The organism is Gammaproteobacteria bacterium (genome assembly GCA_029880545.1).
Classification (GTDB): Bacteria; Pseudomonadota; Gammaproteobacteria; order Acidiferrobacterales; family SZUA-150; genus JAOUOD01.
Genome location: JAOUOD010000009.1, coordinates 1 through 21,281 on the forward strand (window position 1 = coordinate 1; position 21,281 = coordinate 21,281).

The 21,281-nt window shown below is 54.2% G+C and carries 10 protein-coding genes; all 10 read right to left on the reverse strand.

Going from position 1 to position 21,281, the window contains the following annotated elements; translation table 11 throughout:
- Positions 1 to 390: 390 nt before the first annotated feature.
- The 10 genes from OEZ10_10955 to OEZ10_11000 all read right to left on the reverse strand — a co-directional run bounded on the left by OEZ10_10955 (position 391) and on the right by OEZ10_11000 (position 21,281).
- Complete coding sequence (locus OEZ10_10955; protein MDH5633498.1) at positions 391 to 1,011, reverse strand: hypothetical protein; 621 nt, start codon at positions 1,009 to 1,011, stop codon at positions 391 to 393.
- Positions 1,001 to 1,966 (reverse strand): RHS domain-containing protein, encoded by a 966-nt coding sequence (locus tag OEZ10_10960; protein ID MDH5633499.1) that lies wholly within the window; start codon positions 1,964 to 1,966, stop codon positions 1,001 to 1,003. The genes OEZ10_10955 and OEZ10_10960 overlap by 11 nt, the downstream gene beginning before the upstream one ends.
- Before the next feature lie 286 nt (positions 1,967 to 2,252).
- Complete coding sequence (locus tag OEZ10_10965) at positions 2,253 to 7,391, reverse strand: OmpA family protein (GenBank protein MDH5633500.1); 5,139 nt, start codon at positions 7,389 to 7,391, stop codon at positions 2,253 to 2,255.
- A gap of 26 nt (positions 7,392 to 7,417) precedes the next feature.
- Complete coding sequence (locus OEZ10_10970) at positions 7,418 to 17,011, reverse strand: isopeptide-forming domain-containing fimbrial protein (protein ID MDH5633501.1); 9,594 nt, start codon at positions 17,009 to 17,011, stop codon at positions 7,418 to 7,420.
- A gap of 352 nt (positions 17,012 to 17,363) precedes the next feature.
- A complete protein-coding gene (locus OEZ10_10975; GenBank protein ID MDH5633502.1) occupies positions 17,364 to 18,683 on the reverse strand; it encodes an AgmX/PglI C-terminal domain-containing protein in 1,320 nt (439 codons plus the stop codon).
- Between the two features lie 24 nt (positions 18,684 to 18,707).
- Complete coding sequence (locus tag OEZ10_10980; protein ID MDH5633503.1) at positions 18,708 to 19,205, reverse strand: biopolymer transporter ExbD; 498 nt, start codon at positions 19,203 to 19,205, stop codon at positions 18,708 to 18,710.
- Entirely contained in the window at positions 19,202 to 19,699 is a 498-nt protein-coding gene (locus OEZ10_10985) for a biopolymer transporter ExbD (GenBank protein MDH5633504.1), read from the reverse strand. Before OEZ10_10985 ends, OEZ10_10980 begins: the two co-directional genes overlap by 4 nt.
- 6 nt (positions 19,700 to 19,705) lie before the next feature.
- Positions 19,706 to 20,359 (reverse strand): MotA/TolQ/ExbB proton channel family protein, encoded by a 654-nt coding sequence (locus OEZ10_10990; GenBank protein MDH5633505.1) that lies wholly within the window; start codon positions 20,357 to 20,359, stop codon positions 19,706 to 19,708.
- 32 nt (positions 20,360 to 20,391) lie between these two features.
- Positions 20,392 to 20,676 (reverse strand): hypothetical protein, encoded by a 285-nt coding sequence (locus tag OEZ10_10995; GenBank protein ID MDH5633506.1) that lies wholly within the window; start codon positions 20,674 to 20,676, stop codon positions 20,392 to 20,394.
- Positions 20,673 to 21,281, reverse strand: coding sequence for a tetratricopeptide repeat protein (locus tag OEZ10_11000; protein ID MDH5633507.1), 609 nt, complete (start codon positions 21,279 to 21,281; stop codon positions 20,673 to 20,675). The genes OEZ10_10995 and OEZ10_11000 overlap by 4 nt, the downstream gene beginning before the upstream one ends.

A 21,281-nucleotide genomic window follows, 5' to 3' on the forward strand; every position in this document is an offset into this window, starting at 1 on the left:
GATCATTACAACCATGTCAGGCCGCACAGTTCACTGGATTATATGACACCGGTTGCCTATGCAAATAATGCAGCTTAAGATGAATATTCTCTACTTGGTCGTGGTACTAAGCCGGGGGAAAGGTCACCCAAGCTTCGTGTTTTCCAAACCCGGCCTGCAGAAAGCCGGCATTACTTTCGTAAACCGGGCTTTTCGGATCCGGTAACCGGGGCCTAAGGCTGGAAGCTGGGCAATTCTGAGGACTTAATGGCTTGTTATTAATGGTTTGGGCAGGTCCGACCCCGTGCTGATCAGACCCCGTGCTGATACTTTGTTACAAATCGGTTACGCGGGTCTGACCGCGAGCGGTGACGAACTGTGATCACAAAATATTCTTTCGCTCTTTTTGTTTTACCAAATAATATTTGCTGACTTATTCAAGTAAAGCAGCACCCTTCTAATATTATTAACAACAATATCCAAATATTGATCTTGGTCAACTCTAGGCCTTACGCTATTACGCTCTGTAATACTTTTTGTCCCCCGATATTGAATTGTTAGACGATAACAATTTCCATCTTCTTCGGGCTCACCAACTACATTTACAGAATCTGTAATTTCCAAAGTTTGGAATAAATTAACAACCTCATTTGTGTTTAGTCTTAATGTTCTCATCTTGTTATATATCCACTTACCGCCCTCGCTAAATATCATATTTGTTCTCATCATGGACTCTTCGTTAGATAGACTAATTAATGAATAATTGTATTCTGCCCACCCAACGCCTATTGATTCCAGCAGTATATAATCCATGCCTTCTTTTATGAATTTTCTATCCAGATCGGCCTTGGCTGGCCCAGACATATGGCACTTCAGCTTGCCGATACTGTCATTTAGCGAAATCTGGTCATTATTCCTATCGTCTTTAACCTCAATATCATAATATTCATTGTACCTCGACGCACATCCCGCTAATACCACTATGGCAATAATTGTAGCGCCAATGAATTTATCAGAAAAATTAGTTTCCATATAATGTTGATGTCTCTAAGGGCATGTTAGAATATCTAGTTCTATCACCATACAGACCCAGATCCCTTCTAACTCTATTCTCCGTTAGAACCGCCTCCTCCTCTGAAAAACGAATGTTGGATTTCTTATTTGTATCTCTATTTAGTGTGCCCCTGTTATGGTCATCTAGATGATGCAATTCATGACCGAGAACTGACAACGGAGTGGAGTCATCTGCTCCAGGCATTAAATCCAGCTGGCCCGGTGACCACTGGGGATCAAAATAAAAAGTACTACCACTTCCAACGCCATGTGTTTCTGCGTTATTACGATTAGCGGGTATTGCTTCTGGTCCGCCAGCACGTTTACGAACAGCAAATACATGTTTCGACTTTTCTAAATCTCTAATGACAACTGACATGGTCGGAGACGAATTTGATAAAATATTCAGCATTGATCGAAAATTATTTTCAAAATTTGGATCATTAAATTGAAACTGCTCCCCATCCGGATCAATATATTTATACGGATTATTGGCTGCGTAAGAATATCGGTTGAAAGTATGATGGTTGCCTTCCTGGTAATGGACAGGATCCGTACTCAGAAACCGTCCTATCGTAGGATCATAATACCTTGCTCCCATGTAAGTGAGGCCAGTATTGCTGTCTTCCGGGTGGCCGGTGAAATAGCGGGTATTGGTGGCACTATTGGGTTCCTTGAGTCTTCTGAGACCGTAGGATTCATAGGATTCCCGCCAGAGTACGGTACCTGTTTCATCCGTAGCGGCTTCCGGAGAGCCCAGGGCATTGGTGTGATAATAGGTGACGGTTTCAAGGGCATGGGCGGGAGTGGCGAGACTCATGCCCAGGGCCAGGAACAAGGTCAGTGCCAAGACCAGGCCAGATGGCAGGCACCGTGCAACACCGCAGTGATCTGCCCTGCCTGGGAATGAACGAAGACGGATGGGTCGGTTCATGGGAGTCTCCTGGAAGCCTATTCTGGGCGGTTACGGGGTTCAGGGCAAGGGCGCCGGCTTGTTGTCAGCCGGGGTAATGGGCTTTTTGCGCTTACCGGGAGGTATCGGCGCCAACGTCATGCCCCTGCCAACACGCGGAGGAAGCGCCGCCGCAGGCACCGCAGCAGGTTTGGCTTTTTTGGTTACCGGCTTGGCAATCTCACCCGCCTGGATGTTTTTGATTTGATTGATGACAGACTGGCCGGGGCAGGCATCAGCTGCTCGTAATACACGCTTATAAATTAGCCTAGAACTTGCCCACCAGGTTCACAAACCAGCCCTGGCTGTCGTAGTCGAGATCGGTGAGATCGTCGGAGAAGTCGGTGAAGTTATAACCGGCGCCGAACCTGACATGGTTGCCCATTTGCCGGTAGAGCCCGACCAGTGCACCGCTGCGGCTGTCGCCAATATCCGGCTGGGAAAGCTTGCGGCCTTCCAGCATCAGGTCCCACTTGTGGACGAAGTGCCAGTCCACGCGAGCAATGTACAGGTCCGCGCTGTTGGCAAAGAATACCGGGTCAACACGATCCAGCGCAACTTCACCCTCGCGATGACCGTACTTGGCGCCGATGCTCCAGCGACTGGTCAGGTCATAGGTGATATCCAGAGAAACAATATTACTCTTCTGAATGTATTCCACCGCAGTGTTGGCCACGGTGACCTGGTCCGCTGCCGGCAGGTTATAGAAATACGTATACTTGGCCAGTACATTCAATCGATCATTATCGATCGGCCTGTAACCGTAACCGAGCACCGCCTCGGTAAAGTTGCCATTGTAAAATTCACCCAGGCTGCTTTCGCTTTCCGAGTAATTGACCTTGCCGATCAGTCGCGAGCTGGGCGTAAACTGGTACTTGAAGGTATTGCGCGTCAGCCAGGTGGTGCGCTCGGTTGTCGTGGTATCGGCCTGCTCGGTTTCATCAACACGATACTCAAAGGCGCTGGACAGCTTGATGGCATCCTGGCCATAACCGACGTTAAAGCCATAGGCCTGGCGCTTGGTCAACGCGCCGGTGGTATTGTCTTCCAGTGAGCCGACATCAATCCGGGCGCCGAGATTCCACTTGTCAGCCGGTACCAGGTCAACACCAACCGTACTGGTCAGGCCGGTGGGCACGTCACCGTGAGTGTATTTCTCTTCGGCGTATACACTGGCGCTGTCCGAGTACCTGGTCTTGAAGCCCGTCGCCACGTTACCGCGGCGTGACCGCACGCCGTTGTCGGCTCGTTCATCGCCCAAGGTATAGTTGGCGTACAAGGTGGTGGTATCGGTATACAGGTACTCGGTGCCCAGTTTGCCGGCACCACCCAGGTCGCCGCCAGAGGCTTCGGCGCTGAACTTGAACCGGTCACTGGCACGGTAAGAACCGCCAACACCGGTACGATCATTTTCTTCACGATTGCCCGTGGTCTCTACCGTGCCCTGGGTAAACAGGTAGGCATTCCATTTTTCCATGGAATTGTAATCCACGCGCAACAACGCATCGCTGCGCTCACCCTGCTTCTGGGTCAGCGGCACCACCGGCGAGTTATCGACGCGCTCATCCTCACGATAACCAACACTCAGTTTCCAGTTGGCATTGATGCTGTAGTCTATATTGGTTTCGGTTGCCGACGTCTCCAGGCCCTGGTCTACCGTCTTGGTATCGGATTTGATCTTCACCTGTATCGACTTGGTCACCGGCAGACTGGCGGCAACACCGGATTGCTCGGTATCGGTCAGCGCAACGATACCGGGCGATGAATATCCCGCACCGACTTCCTGCTTGTAGCCGGTAATGCTGCCGTTATAGCCGTCAAACAGTTCACCGAGGCCAATGCTGGCGTCCACGCGGCTGGCATCCGCGGTAACATCGGTACCGGCTGGTTGCGCCACCTGGCCAAAGCCGTAACCACCATCACTGGAGACCATGGTTTCCGGACCGAGGCCGACGCTGGTTGCGTTTTGTACTTTCAGCCACGTACGCGCGCTCTTGCGCAAGGTGACGTCCGTACCCTGCAAGCTTGATGTCGTGACACCATCATCGGTTTCGGTGGCAGTGACGCCAATCTTCACATACTCACCCAGCCAGGCATGACTGCGGCCACCGGTAATCACGGTATCGATTTCTTCAAAGCCGGGCGTATATTCATAGCGGACAACGAGATAGGCATGATCACCGGCGCTGCCGCCGGTATTGATGAGCATGCTGTCACTGGCAAAGGCGGAAAGCGGTTCGGACAGCATGATGCGACCCTGGATGTAATCGATATCATAATCCAGTGCCGCGCTGAGATTCTTGACGCCGACAACCATGCCCGAATCCTTGTCACGAATTTCGATACGCACACGATCAGAACCCATGAGAATATCCTGGTGACGCATGAAGTACAGCGATCCACCGGTGCCACGGAACTCGTCACGACCGGCTATTGTGCCGGGATCAGCAGCAAAGCCATCAAGACTGAAATACTTTTCGCCGAAGCTGGTAGCGCCATCAGTTTCGTAATGCAGGTTGGCGCCATACAGGCCGCGATCCACGTGTGCCAGGTCGTTGTCGGTATAACTGCTCTTGAAATTACCCCAGAGCAACTGGTTCTTGTTCTTGTTCAGCTTCAGGTAGAACTTGCCCAGTGTGGGCGCACCCTCTTCGACCGTGCCGTCATCACCGTAGGTCGGGTAGTAGTAATCCGAATCCATGCGACGGAACAGCGCATCCGGTGACTTGTCGACAAAGTTGCTGAACATGTCATCTACCGGGCCTTCACGGGTATCGGCACTGGTAGTCAGTTCCCAGTCGGTCCAGAACTTGCCCTTGGCATACCAGGCAACACGACCATCGACCGCCAGGTCGTTGTCGTAATGGGTCTCATCACCGGTGACCAGCCTGGCCGGACCATTGGTGTTGTCCTTGCTGGCTGTAACGTCAGCAATGCCGACGTAGAACCATTCGCTGGAATCCAGCTTCAGGTCACGCAGGAACAGCTCACCGCCACCATTCTGGTCGAGCACCGCCACTTCCAGCGTATGCAAGCCAACCGGGATGATTTCCTCGAATACAAACTTGCCGTCCTTATCAAGCGGTGCCGCGCGCCCGGCCACCCAGACGTTATGACCTGCAGGGATATCGGCGCCATTGACCTTGATCGTACCGCCGGCCTTGTTGATATTTTCCAGCGCCAGGCGGTTCTCGCCGTACCCGGCCAGCAACTCTTTCGCGGCATCACGATCGCGCACGCCCGGTTCCTGCATGTCCACTACCCACATCGGTTGAGCGCGGGTCTCATCAAATCGCCCGTTGCGATCATAGGCGCGTATCACGAATTGCAGTTCACGCCCCGGTGCCTGGTAGTCCGCAAAGTTGGCGCGCCATGTCGCCAGGCCCTTGGCATCCACCGGCGCAATCGCCAGCGGCGTATCACGAACGGACTGGGCCTTGTCAAAAATCCGGACCTCGGCCTTGTCAATAAAGGCCGGGTAATTGCTGTACAGCCTGAATTGCACTTCGTCTTCAAAGTGTTCGGTTTCCGGCAGATCGCTGAAACGGATGGTATGCGGCCACGCGGTAACATTCAGACGCGGCTTGAGTTCAAGACCATCATAACGCAGCTGAACCCTGGCCTTTTCCAGCGAGGTGTCAGTGCAACGCTGCACATCCTGGGAACTCTTGTTGGGATCATGCAGTGGCTTGCCGTCAACGGTAATGCGCATCAGGTTAAGCATGTACGGATCCTTGAGCGTCACTTCGCGCTTGAAGCGGGTGACTTCCAGGCCCTCTTCTTCCTCGGCCGATGCCAGGTCATCATAGACCGCCTCGATCAATACATAGGAAGCGCCGCTGTTGCCAAAGCCCTTGTTGACTACATCTTCGGACTGCACCGAGCCGCGACCTTCGTGCTCCACCTGCTTGTCAGTGAGCTTGAGTTCTTTCTGCACCAGCTCCATGACCCGTCGCGCGCGGGCGGCGGACAGGCCGATATCGTCGCCATAAACCATGGCAGTACGACGATCGAGGCGCTCGTTACCGGTAAAGCCGACAAAGCGCAGGCGTGCATTGGACTTGCCCTGCAGGCCACGCATAATCATGTTGATCTGGCCGGCGTAGTTCAGCGGCATCACCGGCTTGCCCTTGTCAAAGTAGACAGGCTGCACGTTGCCTGCCGGCGGATCATAAACACGCGTTACGGTTTCTGCTGCTGCCTGCTCCGGGCACACCTGCGGCTCATCCGGCAATTCCTGCAAGGCATCGTCATACCAGAATTCCACTTCAACGCGACGGTTCTGGGCGCGGCCACGCTCGGATTCGTTAGAGGCGATGGGGAATGCTGAACCCTTGCCATCACTGCTGATGGCGCGATTGGGCAGCCTTAATGCTTCCTGTACCGACAGCGCAACCCGGCGGGCACGCGCCTTGGACAGTCCATCGTGCGTACCATAGATCCTGGCTTCGCGACCGGTAAGCGAGATGCTGTCGGTATGACCGATCAGCTTGATAGCGATGTTGTCCTTGCCTTTCAGGTTGCCCATGGCACGGGCAACTTGATCAATGAAATAGTCCGGCACACCGGTAGTGCCTTCCTGGAACTGCAGCGGTGGAACCAGGTTGCGTATACGCGCGCGCTTGGAGTGACCTTCCTTGTAGCGCAACTTGCACACGGTCTCGATGCGGCACACCTTGATGCGCGTCATCTCGGCGGCAACGACTACATCTTTCTCGACCATCTTCTCGTTGATCTCGTCGTACCAGACCTGCACCTCCACGCGACGGTTTTTCGCGCGACCGGCTTCAGTCTTGTTGTCCGCCAATGGCTGCTGTTCACCGACACCATCATAGGAAATGGCCTCCGGCGGCAACTTCAGCGCACGCTGGAAGTATTCCGCTGTTGTGCCTGCGCGTTCGCGCGACAGGCCGGCATTGTTGCCGTACTTCTGTTTCAGCTTGCCCGACAGCTTGACGTCATCCGTATGACCAATAAAGTGCAGGCGCACGTTCTTGCGATCCTTGACCTTGTTCAGCGCCTCGCGCAGCAGCGCCACGTAATTCTCGGGGATCTCGGCCTGGCCGGACTTGAACAGGATCGGCGGCACCACGTTGGTCAGTTTCTTTGTGATCACTTCCTGCTCGAGCACGTTCTTCTTCTCAAGCTTGTCTTCTGCCTGGTCCACTTCCTTAAGCTTCCAGTCCGCTTTCTTTTCGTCTACGGACAGGTGTTGCTCCTGGTTGGGTTCGATGCCTGCGTTGACCTTCAGCGCATCAGACTCCTTGACCAGGACAGGCTCATCTTTTTTCGCGCTGACTGTTTCGGCGTTGACAGCAAGTGGTGCCAGGCTCGCCAGCGCAATCACAAGCATGCCCATCCTGTTGCGCCAGCAACCGGACAGGTCAGTCATGATCATTCTGTTCATCCTGTTCAACATTCCTGCTCTCTTTGCTATCGCGCCGGTCTGCCGCGGCGCCAGAATATTTCGGTTTCAATAGTCAGCGCATCACAACACTTTTGTTGCTCACGCAGCTTTTCGATCGCATCCCTTATCGCTTCAATACGATCACTTGCAAGACCACTGGATTCAGTGTCGCCAAGATACGAAATTCGCAGAATCGCCGGACCCTTGGCCAGTTCCTCGATCAATAGATTCAATCTCGGCTTCCATTGCAGGCGCATCTCGGTACTGTTGTTCTCGAATACCGGGTCGGCCACATCCAGGCGAATCACCCGGTGAATGCTGGCGCCGAAACTGAATTTAACCATCTTGCCCCGGGTAACACGCTGGACACGCGGGTTCTCGGTAACAATGCGATAGCCGCTTGGCAAGCTGCGCTCATCCACCTTGAGAATGAAGTTGGAACCACGCGCTTCGTTGGGTACCGCGGCGCAGGTTATATGGAACCGGCCATGAGCATCAGTCTTCATGATCAGGCCGCGTGCACTGACCACGCGCACATTGGCGATACCGTTTTCGCCACTGTCCTGGTAACCGTTGAGATTACGGTCATCAAATACCTTGCCGACAACATCGGTGCAGTCAAAGGTCGGGTCCGGTACGACACGCACCGTGGCTATTGCCTCCTGCGCCGCAGACTGGTTGCTGATGTTGTCCCAGACATTAGCCCGGTTGACATACTCACCTTCTGTAACACCGGAGCCAACTACCAGCAACAGCTTGATCACATGCTGGGTATTGGTATTGATCGACATGTTGGCCCAGGTGAGATCACGACCATTGATGGCGGGCTCCTGGGCCACTCCATCAATGCGCGCCGAACCTTTCACATACTGGAACCCGGCCGGGAACGTATCGATGATATTTACGTTGGGCAATGCGCCGGCCAGCGAGTTGGTCGCCGTAATCGTATAGGGCACCAGCTGGCCACGGCTGACATTCAGTATGCCGGCAGTCTTGGTAATGGTAACCGCGTTGGCCAGGTCCGGATCAATAGGAATATGGTTATTGAACAGCTGGCTGTTGCGCGGACGATCAACCGGATTGACACCGTCCAGCGTCAGGTGCAGGTAGTAACTGGTGCCCGGACCGGCAGCGATGGTCTGGGCCGGCGCAAACTCGGAACCCTGGGCTTCACACTCGGTCGTACCGGCGACCGCGTCGGCGGTACACACGGGAACTGAATACGGCAAGGTACTGCCGTCAGTAGTCGGCGGTATGACCACTGACGGCGAAGCACGGTAACTGCCGCCCGCCGGCAGACCGACATCAATAATATAATCAGCTCCAGGCGGACACGCCGGGTCACTGAAGTTAACATCGAATTTGTAGTAGCCATTCGCAAGTGTTACCTGCCCCTGCTGACCGGCATCATCAAAACAACCGGCCGGCAATGCGGTACTCGTTGTCGCGTTGAGCATGGTCAGGGTCGCGCCGGGAACCGGTACGCGGATCACCGAATCGTAGACCACACCATCGGGATCGATGGGCATATTCATTCCTGGCGTACTGGTACCGGGACCAAATGCGATGTCCGATATACGTTGAAGATTGTTGGTGAACGGCGAATCCGCCAGGCCCAGCAAGGCCGTATTGGCGCCAGCTGTCGGTTCGCGGAACCGGATTTCATATGTATCACCGGTCGGGTTACCGTAAATCAGATTCGGTTCGAGCCCGGTAACCTGCCAGGCACCGGCTACATCCGTGGTCGCCGTGACCAGCAATGCCCCGTTTCGATACACATCAACCAGCCATCCGGACAATGGCAGCTCGGCAGCGTCCATCACGTTATCAAAATCAGCATCGTGCCAGGCAACACCATTCAATGCACCAACGCCGGTCACATCAACAATATCTATGGTGGGATCATCATCAATGGGTGTACCCGGATCATCCGTCGGCTCTGGCACCAGGATGCCACCGTTGGCACCATCGCCGCTGACGACGCCCTGGTTCGAAATCACCATTCCGGCAACAGCCGTCGGCGTCACCACGACGTCAAAGGTGATCGTTGCCGTATTATTGGCGGCTGGATCCGGATCGGCTCTCATGAATCCTGGCGTTGTATTTTCCGGCGCATTAATCAACATGCCGGCTTCCAGTGCCGAAACGCCGGCAGCCGGGTCCGCTACCGTCGTACCATTCAGTGATGTACTGCCCGGCACATAACTTGTATTGGCCGGGATGGAATCCTGCAAGGTGGTGTTGATCGAATCTTCACCTGCCACGTTCTTGACCGTAATGGTATAACGCAGGGTATCGCCCGCTGCCAGGCTTGCCGGGTCGCCGGTAATATCGTCGGACGTTTTCCACACTTCCAGCACCGGCGCCGAGGTAATGGTTATGGGTGTCGGATCTTCGTCACCGTTTACTGCCGGGTCATCAACGCCATTGGTGTTGGGATCATCACTGTTCCATACACCGGTGACAATGGAATCCATCTGCGCCTGGTTCAACACAACCGTGGCGTTTGGAATAATGCCGGCAAGCGTAATTTCAAATTCGATCAGAACCGTATCATTGGCCCCGCCTGATGGATCGAGGTTCAGCCCGCGAACATCCACCAGGCCGGTGCCATTGGCGCCGCCATTGGGATCGGTATTGGTAATATCGGCAGTAGCCGGGTAAGTCACCAGGCTAAGACTGCCGGGAACAAACCATGGCGAGCTGTTCAGTGCATCCAGCTCATCCCGTATTGTAAAATCAAACAGCGGCGCACCACTGACATTGGTTGCCAGGATACTGTAGCGCAACACATCGCCCGGTGTTGCCGTTGTCGCCGGACTGGTTGCGGTGGTGACGTTGGCCACGGTTTTCTGGAACAGGATAACCGGAGACAACGTGTTCAACGTGTGGGCATCTTCGTGATCCAGGACACCGGGCGTACCGTCGGTGAGAACACGCGTATAGGTACGAATCTGTCCCGTCGCACCTGCACCATTGGTATTACCGCTGAACCACTCGGTTGCGCCGGCGATATTGGTCAACACCGTGCCTTGCGGGTTATCAAGATCCAGCGTTGCCTGGTAACGAATGAGCAGGCGGTTATCGGCAGGTATGGACGCGGCAGCAGACAAGCCCGTAAAGATCAACGTACACGCCGGCGCTGCCTGGAAGGTCACCGTATAGTCGGTGCCGGGCGTCAACACCGGTCCTGCTGGTGTTACACCGTCAGCCAGGAATCTCTGCGCAGTAATATTGGTCGGTGCTGTATCGCACATGCCGCCCGGTGCCGGATCAGGCAATACGTCCTTGATGGTAACGTCCCAGGCAGTACCACTTCCGGCATTATGAATATTCAGTGTAAACACATCCGGCACACCGGGTACCATCTGCACCGGTCCGCTCTTCTCCATGGTGACATTGTCCGGACCGATAATCTGCATGTCCGGTGTCGTATCACCACCGCCTGGTCTACGGGTAGATGAATCATCGTTGACCTGGTTATAGGTGTAGGTAGCGGTATTATTGAAGAACAGTCCGGGCACATTGGTGGGTGTATCCATAACCAGTACAGCAATATCAATGACGATTTGCTCACCTGCCGGAATATCAATACCGATACCGGTATCTTCAATTACCAGGTTGGTAAGCGTGCCCGTATTAACCGGCACCCAGGGCTGCGAGCCCGAAACCTTGGTAACGCTGACAAACTGCAGATCGGCGGCCGATGCTGCCAGGTTATCGAGAATACGAACATCGTTGAGCGCCACCGACATCGGCGTAGCCGGTACCGTAACGCGGTAGCTGAATACTTCACCTACTGCGACGGTAGTCACCGCCGGATTCTGCTTGCTCAGTGCGTTGGGTGCCGCCGTTGTCAGTGTAACGGACGAAGTATTGGTCGGGCCATATACCTGGCGAACTCCTGTTACACCACCGACACTCGGAATCGCCTCATCATCCAGGGAATAATAGGTCTGAACCTGCGCCTGGTTGACAAGCGTCATGCCGGCACCAAGAGTAGGATCGGCCTGTACACGGTAAACAATACGCAAGGTGTCACCGGCCGGAATGGTATAGGCGTTGGCATTACCCGTATCAAAATTCCAGGTCGCAACGCCCGTGGTGGCGTTATACGCTGGCGCCAGGTTTGGCAACACGGTGCCGGCCACAACCAGCGATGTGCTGACCATGGTAATCGTGGCGGCGCCATTGCGCAGACCGACCGGAACGATATCCCTGAGCACCACGTCGTAGGCCGGTGCCGCACCGGTATTATTGATATCAACGGTATAGGTTATCAGCTCGTTGGCATCAATAACTGTGTCGCCACCGGCAGGCGCCGCGGTCTTGGCAACATTCAGCACAGGTTGCAATACGGTCAACGTAGCGCTGGCCGTTTGGGTTACCGGTCCACCGGCGGACGTGTAATTGAAATTTGCGGAATTGGGTAACAGTACCGGGTTAACCTGGGTCAACGCATCATTCAGCACCCTGGCGCGATAGACAATTACGAAATCATTATTGGCCGGATTATTGTCTCCGGCGTTGATAATATTGCCTACGGTCCACGTTACCGTAGTCGGTCCCGTCTGTGCGTTCCCTGTTACTGTCGGCGCGGCTATGTCAGCATGACTGAACGGGGCCACGGCGGAATACGGTGCTGCCGTGTCGCCGTTAATACTTACCACCCGCTCGAACTGCAAACCTCGCGGCAGGCCGTCCACTACAGATACCGCCTGCAGCGCGCCCTCCTGCAATGTCAGGCGAATTTCGTAATCAATAACATCGCCAATACGAACCGTGTTATCCAGCGGCGCCCAGGTCTCACTGACAATGGACTTGGTAACCGAGTTGGTGTCCGGTATTGTCAAGGTAGTGGTAACCGGTGCGGTGAAGTAGTCATTGAGCGCGGGGGCTCCACTACCGTTACGCTCAAAACCGCTTGCACCATCCAGGCTGGTCCACCGTGCCAACGCGGAGTTGGATAGTGTCTGACCGGCAGAAGCAGTATTCAGGACAACTACATCGTACGTTACCGTAACCGCACTACCTTCAGGTACATCGATATCCGCATTTGCCGATGCAAGACTCCATTGAAGCAGCTGTGGTGTTGTTACGCCATCACCCGTTATTGTCGGTGCGGCTATCGTGTTGCCGGCACCGGTAACAGTCGGGTTTCCACTATAAGCGAGACCAAGACTCAGGTTGTCTTCAATAGTAATGTCCTGGGCATCGGAGAAGTTATCACCCGGCGCGCCACCCGAAGCCGTGAACGTCAGCGTATACCGCAGTACATCGCCAGCTGTTGGCGGCAAGCCCGGACTGGTCTGATTGGCTACCGCCTTGGCAATAGCAACCAGGGGCTCAACTACGGTAACCGCAACCTGGGTACTTGTCAGCGCTGGTTGAACCGGTCCGCCTGCACTGTAGGCAAAGACATAACTCACGTCATTGTTGATCACCACCGCTTCCTGGGCGCCGGCGATATTTCGTACTCGGGCACGCAATTCAATTACGGCCTGCTGACCGGCGGCTATCTGCGGTACCAGGATATTCATCTGCGCAGCGGTACTGCTGTCAACGGCACCGGCAACACCGGTTACCGTGGCACTGACAAACGCCAGGCTGGCATCGAGTATGTCGGTAACCTGGACATCATAAAGTGCGCTGGAGCTGACCGAACCGGGTACCGTTATCTGGTACACCACTTCGCTGCCAATGGGGACTTCAGCTGATACCGGCGACAACAACGCCTTGGTGGGTGGCGAGCCGGTATAAAGCGTTGTGCTGGCTGTGTTGCTGGGGCCATAGACTTCACGCACACCGGTAACACCGCCAACAAGGGGAACGGCTTCATCGTCGAACGAATAGTACAACATTGCTGTTGCCGCGTTGGTCAGGGTCAGGCCGGCAGCCAGCACCGGGTCTGCCTGCACCTGGTAAACAATGCGCAAGGTATCATTCGCCGGGACTGTGTAGCTGTCTGCCACGCCGGTATCAAAATTCCATACGGCGACACCGGTGGCGGAGTTATAGGTTGGCGCCAGATTCGGTAACACGGTGCCGGCCACAACCAGCGAGGTACTGACCATGGTAATAGTGGCGGCGCCGTTGCGCAGGCCGGCCGGGATAACATCCTGCAGAACCAGGTCATAGGCTGGCGAGCCACCGCTGTTGCTGACATCAACGGTATAGGTAATCAGCTCATTGGCATCAATGCTGGAGTCCCCTCCGGCAGGTGCGGCTGACTTGCTCACTGTTACCATCGGCTGCTGAACATTGATTACAGTATCGATATCTGACTGGGTTGCCGGACCGGCACCGGTTACGTAGTTCAGATCGACACTATTGTTCAGCGGTGTTGCGGTTGCTACATGGGCAAATACATTATCCAGCACCCTGGCACGATAGATAATGACAAAATCGTTGCTCAGCCCGTCTGCCGGGGTATTGGACAGCGTACCAAGGGTCCAGGTAACAATACTGGGCCCGGTAGCCGGGGTGCCGGTAACTGTCGGCGCAGCCAGATCTGCATGGACGAATGGCGCAACAGCCGAATAAGGCGCCGTAGTGTCGCCATTAATACTGACAACGCCTTCAAATTGAAGTCCTTGGGGGAGTGTGTCGACCAGCTGAACACTGCCCAGCGTTCCCTCGGGCACGGATAGTGTCAGGGTATAATCAACAATATCGCCGATGCGCACGTCACTGTCCGCAGCACCCCAGGTATCAGTGCTGCGCTGCTTGTTGATTGTTGCGACTATATTGGGCGTGGTAACAGTTTCAATAACCGGCGCGGTGATATAGTCATTCAGATTGCCAATTCCATCTGTGCCATTACGCTCAACGGCAGCAGGGCCATCAAGACCGGTCCATTGCGCGACAATACTGTTGGACAGTGTCGTACCTGCCAGTACCGTGCCAAGCACCTGTACATCATAGGTGACTGTTACCGTTGTTCCGGCCGGAATATCGATATCCGAAGGAACCGTACTATTAAGATTCCAGTCCAGCGTTTGGCCGATGGTTATTCCATCACCAACAATATCCGGATCACCGATGACATTATCGGCAGCAACGCCTGCGCCAACAGTTACCGTTGCGCTGCCGGGAACATAGACAAGGCCCAGGTCCAGCGTATCCGTCAACCAGACATCAAACACGTCCGAGTAGCCCGCGCCGCCCTGGGATGTCATCGTCACGGTGTAAGTAATCGTGTCACCGGACGTTGGCGCAGTATTACTGGCCAGCTTCGTTATTGCCGCAATGTGCGGTTCAACGATGGACATGCTCGCCGTTGTCGAGGGGTATCCATCGGTCCGGGTGGCAGTTGAACCATTTGCGCGGTTGTAGGTAAAACCGGCGGTATTGTTGAATGTCACACCCGTCTGATTCGGAAGTGTATTGGCGATTCTTACCGTGACCTCGATCACCGCCTGGCCATTGGCCGGGATATCAATACCTGTCGTGGTGTCCTCGAGCACCAGGCTGGTCGGGGTACCGGTATTGGCAATCACCCAGGCGCCACCGGATACCACGGTTGCGCCGATAAACTCCAGGTCTGCGCCAGTAGCAGCCAGGTCATCCAGAATGCGCACGTCGTAAAGCGGTACATTGACCGGCGTTTCCGGAACCGTAATGGTATAGGTGAACGGTTCGCCAATGGTCGCCAATGGCTGGGTATTGACCTTCAGCAGTGGCCCCGGTGCCTGGATCAGTATATCTGTTGAATCCGGTACCGGATCAGCAGGATCGGGAGGATTCTGGGGTGGTGGCGCAATACCGTTCACATTGGGGTCATCACTGGGCACAGTAATGGTCGGGTTGGGCTCAGGCGGCGAGTTGGGGTTGTCAAACGTCATGTATGCCTGGTTCGGCACGACCGTGCCGTTGGCAAGCGGGTTCGCCAGGTCTATTTCAAAATTAATCAGTATCTCGTTGCCGAGAGGCAGGTTTAGCGGGAAACCAAAGGCGCCGTATATACTCAGCAAGCCGGTCGCTGCGTCAAACGTATGGGCCGCACCTGGAGCTATAGGCGAAATCGCCGTGAATGAAGCCGTATCAAACAATGTAGGATCAAGTACGTCACTAATCGTGACATTCTGGATTACCTGGTCAACGTTGAAAATGCGTAACTGGTAACGCAACCGATCACCCGGTGCCGCGACAGCGGCCGGGCTGGCGCCAGTAGTCAGATTGGTAACCGTTTTCTGGAAATAGTAGCCAGACAATGCCGTGGTGATGGTATAGGCATCTTCGTGGTCAACAATGGCCAGCGTGCCATCGGTACGCGTCCGGTTATAAGTGATATATGGATAGGGGCCTGCCGTGTCCGCGCCATGCCATTGCACGGCGGCGGCGACATTGGTTAGCGCTTCGCCGTTAAGCAGGTATCCCGGGTCCAGGGCAGCCTGGTAATCTATGATCAGTCGCTCGGTCGAATCAATCGGAATAAAACTTGCCACCGTGACTGTGAGCAGGCATCCGGAATACGTCGCTGTATACTGCGATGCGGGAACAATGTACCAGACAGTGCCATCTGCGCGGGCCAGGGCCACTCTGAAACCCGGCAACGCAAGTGGATTGGTGGCGCACATACCTACGGGCAGCATATCCTCGACTGTTGCACCAAAAGCCGTTACACCACCGATATTCTGAACATCGATAGTAAAGGGTGCCGGCGATAAATGGCCGATATTGGCGTCGGTACTGGATTTGGTCACCACCAAATCCGGCGCCGAGATAGTCATAGGCGACGTTTCGCCATCCTCACCAGGCAGGTTAAACAACTCATCGGGCTCAATAACACCGCTTTCGTCAACATCAACACCCTTCCAGAAATCCCACTGCGCCCTGTTTCTGAACTGCACGCCATTGGCATTGGCCGGCACATTATCCAGCACCACGGTCAGTTCGACCCGGACCAGGGAGCCGGCCGGGATATCAGGGACGGTAAAATTAAGCAGCTTTGTTCCGGCCGCGATACCGAGATCAATAGCCGGGCCGCCATCCACGGAATAGGTGGCGCTTACCAGCGACAGCTCGGCACCGGCAATACCCAGGAGCGGATCGGCGGTTCCGGCGGCGGTCAGGTCGTCCCTGATGGTAATATTGAACAGATCGTCATTTGACGGGGTCGAGGCAATGGTTCCCAGGCTCTGGTCATACATGACCGGGAGATCCAGCGTGTAGGTAAAAGGCGCACCTATTGCAGCGGTAGTCTGCCCTGTCGGATTTTGCTTATCAATTTTCTCCGTCAGCAATACGATAGACTGGCAACCCTGGAGAATGGTTGACGATGCACCGTTTACGAACCATACCTTGTGGCCGGCAACCGTGTTACAGGACATCTGCCCAGTGTGATAGACGTTGTCAAAAATGATCAGGTACGGGGTGGGATCGTTATTGTCAAAACTGAAGTTCGTACTCATCCCGGTGGGTGCGGGATAGTTCTTTATCGTACAGTTTGTATTTAGTTTGACGTTGGCAGGCGGCGTTGGATAGATATTACCGTCAATTACTCCATTGTACGGGGCATCGGCACAGTTAACCTGTACTGCTTGCGCAGGTACGCCCCAGCCCATCATCAAGATGGACCATAACACGAGGATCAACCATGCCGCCGGATGCCTGCGCATCAGCTCGCTCCACGCAGCCTGCTGAATCGATGACTATTTCCACAACCTGGAAAGCTGCTGGCACGAATGAACAATACAAGACGAAGCGCAGAAGCAACCGCTGCGCCTGTTTTGCTCGTCAAACCCGCCACAATTCCAGTCATCTATTCAATCCAAACCAGTACACACAAAAACGGCATCATAGTGACAACCCCCATGATGCCCTGCCAATTCCGCCCGTCTTGATATTCAGCCTGTTTATATAGTAGTACTGTTATATTCAGTTCGGGCTGCCTATCAACTGTTTGTTTCAACCGTTACTCAACTTCAGCTCCGTTTATCAGTTTGCTTCGACCTTTCCACTAGCTGTCGATCAGGTCGCCGGCAGGAAATCAATCGGGTAAAGAATCGTCATTTTCGGCGCGCCTTTCCTGTCGCCGAACTGGAATCGCTTAACCCGGTCGATAATTTGCGCTATCAATGCCTGCGACTTGATATCAGCTGACTCCAATGTACAGGAGACCACGTTGCCATCCGGGCCAATGACGATACGCAACACCATGTTGCCACGTAGCGTCGGGTCCTTGCGAAGCTCGCGCTGGTAGATTCTGTACAACGACGCCTTGTATCGATCAAATACGATCTGGATTTCTTCATCGGTCCTGGGTGGCGCAGATGATCCTGTCGGCCTGTCCGGCCCACCATCGCCGATACCAATAGAGCTTTCGACGCGGGTGAACTGAACGCCGCCTTTCAGGCCTTCGCTGGCGCCGCCGGTATTCCGGCTAAGTGAAGCAGAACTGATACCGCTGACAGCTGAAGACTTGGCCACGACAAGGTTACGTGCCGCCTGGGTTGACTGCTGGCCACCGCTGCTGACATCAGCGCTGGCGCCCAGGTTGGCTTCCGTCGCCACGTTCATCAATTCGGTAAAGTTATCCTTGAAAGCCAGCAGACCGGTCTTCTGAACCTTCTTGCGGGCCTCGGCGCGCTCCTTGGATACCTGCTGATTCTGCTGCTGCTCGGTCTGCTTCTCGGGTTCAGGCTTCGGTTCTTCCTTCTTGATCAGCTTTGCCAGGCGCTCGGGTATTTCCACTTCCTCGGCAATATCAGGCAGCGGTACATTGATCATCGGGATCACCAGCCACATCAACACGCTGTATAGCAAGGCGATACTGACAAACTTGCGAAGCTGCTTCTCGTCAGGGTTGTCCTTTGACCATGGCATAACCATGGGCCTGAACGGCAACGGCGCAATATCACGCTCAATAACAAACTCGTGTTTCTTGCGCTCTTCCTGCTCGACCAGGTCAAGAATGGCTTCCTGCCTGAGACCAATGTTGTTGTTCTGGGTCCTGATATCGACCTGGAGCTGCTCACGCTGCCGGCGCAATGCCTGCAGATTTCTTTCATAACCGACAACACGCTCATAGACAGTACTGACAAACTGGTCATTGTCCTGGTTGCTGTCTTCTCCCCAAAACAGCCAGGAGCCGCCGAGCTTTTCAAGACGTCCCAGGGACTCACAAACATCACCCAGGGCAGCGAACTTGTCCTGGTCGCTTTCTTCCCTTTCGAGGTCAGTACTGACTACGTGCAGCGTTTTCTCAAGCTCGACCAATTTGGCCCGAGCCTGATCAATCTCTGCATGCAGTTCCGCTTCGCGTGGATTGTCGGTTTTTAACTCAATCACGGAATCAACATTCTTTCTTCATTATCACTGGCTTTGCGATGCTTTTTGTATGACCGCAAGCGAAATCTTCGAATAACCGGCACCTGAGCACGTGCCCATAATCTTCTTGAGCACCTTGAACGGTATGGACTTGTGCGCAAGTATGGTGACCTCCTTGCTCTCCGCAACAGTTTTGGTACTGATTCCGATTACCGAATTCCTCAGCTCAATAAGCCTGTTTGCGACCGGCACAATGATTTGTTCCTTGCTTTGAAGCAAATCACGGGTATCAGCAACAATTTTTCCCTGGACCAGGATGTCAGTTTCGGAAACCATGATCACAACATTCTGTTTCGGCTTGGTTTCAACAACCGAGTCCGGAAGCGTGATCTCTTTTGGTGGATCGATGGCCTGCTCGCTGGACGAATTTGTCAGCAGGAAGAATACCAGTATGGTGAATACGTCCATCAAGGATGTCAGGTTCATACCCTGCACCTTGCGCGAACGTCTTGCCATGCGCTTCAATCGCCTGGATGACTTCATGGCGCATCTCCAACTGAAATATCGGGAAACAGCACCTTCTTCGGCTTTTGCGGTTCACCCTCTGCTGCCGGCGGCGCATCCTTTACACGTATCGCGTCCATTACCTGCACCAGGTACTGGTACTCGATATTGGGCTCCATCAAGACGGTTGCATCTTCCTTGTCAGGATAATCATTTTTCAGTCTTTCCAGTAACTGGGAAAGCCGTGGTATATCGTAGTTATCTCCGACATTGGGGATATTGGCAATAATGCTGCGGCCATTCCCGAGCTGAAGCTTGTTCTTGCGCACAATAACTTCAATGGTGACCTTGGGTTTGTTGCTGGCAGCACCGCCCGCTGACGCCGGCATATCAAGATCCAGTACCGTAATACGGGTAAACACGGCTGAAATAAGCAAGAACGGCACCAGCACCACCATCAGGTTCAGGAACGTGGTGATATCGAGCTCCGGTGGCTCTTTGGACGACTTGCGATAGTGATGTTTGCGTGCCATTCCGGCTTATCCCATCTGCCTCTTGGCTGCTGCTGAAATAATATTCAGCGTCTTGACCGAGGCCATTTCCAGGCTGTCGACAATTTCACCGGTCTTGGATACCAGGATGGCATGAGTAATAAGCAACGGAATACCTGCCATCAGGCCAAAGGCCGTAGTGTTCATGGCTACCGAGATACTGGCAGAAAGCAGGTCGGCCTTCTCCGCCGGGTTAGCATTGGCCACCGCGGTAAACGCCTCGATCAGACCCATAATGGTTCCAAGCAGACCGAGCAAGGTGGAAATATTGGCAAACAGGGCAACATAGGGTGTGCGCTTTTCCAGTTGCGGCGTGATTTCCATCATGCTTTCTTCCATGGCGATTTCGATATCATCGCGACGACGCACCGCGCCCTGTCTTGCCAGGCCCATGCCCAGCAACTGGGAAATGGTGGACTTGCTCTCGTCCTCTGCTGTCATCTGCCGGGCTGTGTCAAAATCGCCCTCTTCCAGCACAGGATGCAGCTTTTCCCACATCTCCTGGTTGGCCTTGCGCACGGTATTCAGTTTCAACCAGCGCTCAACCGCAATTGCCAGGCCGACTGACATTACGAGCAGGATGGGATACATGAACGCCCCGCCAGTCTGAAAAAATCTCAAAATTGTATAAAGAAAATCCATCATTCATTCCTCACGATATACCAGATGGCTGTTCATTTTTTTACGCTGATCTCATGAAAATCAACCTCACGCATGAACACGTCACGGTCCACGGGTGTCAGACTTTCATTGAGAAGATTGGAAGAAAGATCAGTCTCCATGCCGATCTCCGAGCTTTTCCAGGGCACGATATACAACGATTTGGGGGTTTCATTATTGCCCACGATCGACATGCCTGATATGGACTTGACCTCTTCTGCCGAAACAACACCTGCGCCAAATGTAGCAGATAGCCCTATAAAAGCCAGTATCACCGCTAAAATCGGGTTGTTATTCATTGCTTCGCTCCCATTCGCTTTTCCAGGTCGGCAATCCACATGGATACCGCTTTGTCGCCCGGATCCGCCTTGATATATATCTGGTAATTGGCCATGGCACAGCCTAGGTCATTAATATACAGGTCGCACAAAATCCCCAGATTTTTTCGTGCCGGGAAAAAATCGGGAAAACGCTCAAGAATGCGCTCGTACGTCCGGCGCGCCTCGGCAAATTTGCCGAGCTTGCGATACACCACCCCCATTTCATTGTTGGCTGCGGGGTGATTCGGATTCAGTTCAAGCGCCTTGGACAGGAACTCCTCAGCCTTCTTGACCTCTCCTGATTCCCGGTAGGCAATGCCCAGGTTAATGTACGGTGCAATACTTTTATCGGACCGCTCCGAGACCCGGTGCAACAGCCTGATTCCACGCTCGTACTCCTTTTTCTGCAGTAAATCCACGGCCTTTTCAAAATCCGCCTTGACCTCCGGCCTGACGTCCACATCCTCGCGTATCACGAAGTTTCCGCTGGTGCCGCTCGTGGTCGTGGCGCAACCGGCCAGGACAAGGTACGCCAGCAGGAACAGGGCCGGGAGCGCCCGGCCGAGCATTGTCGTTTGAGTCAT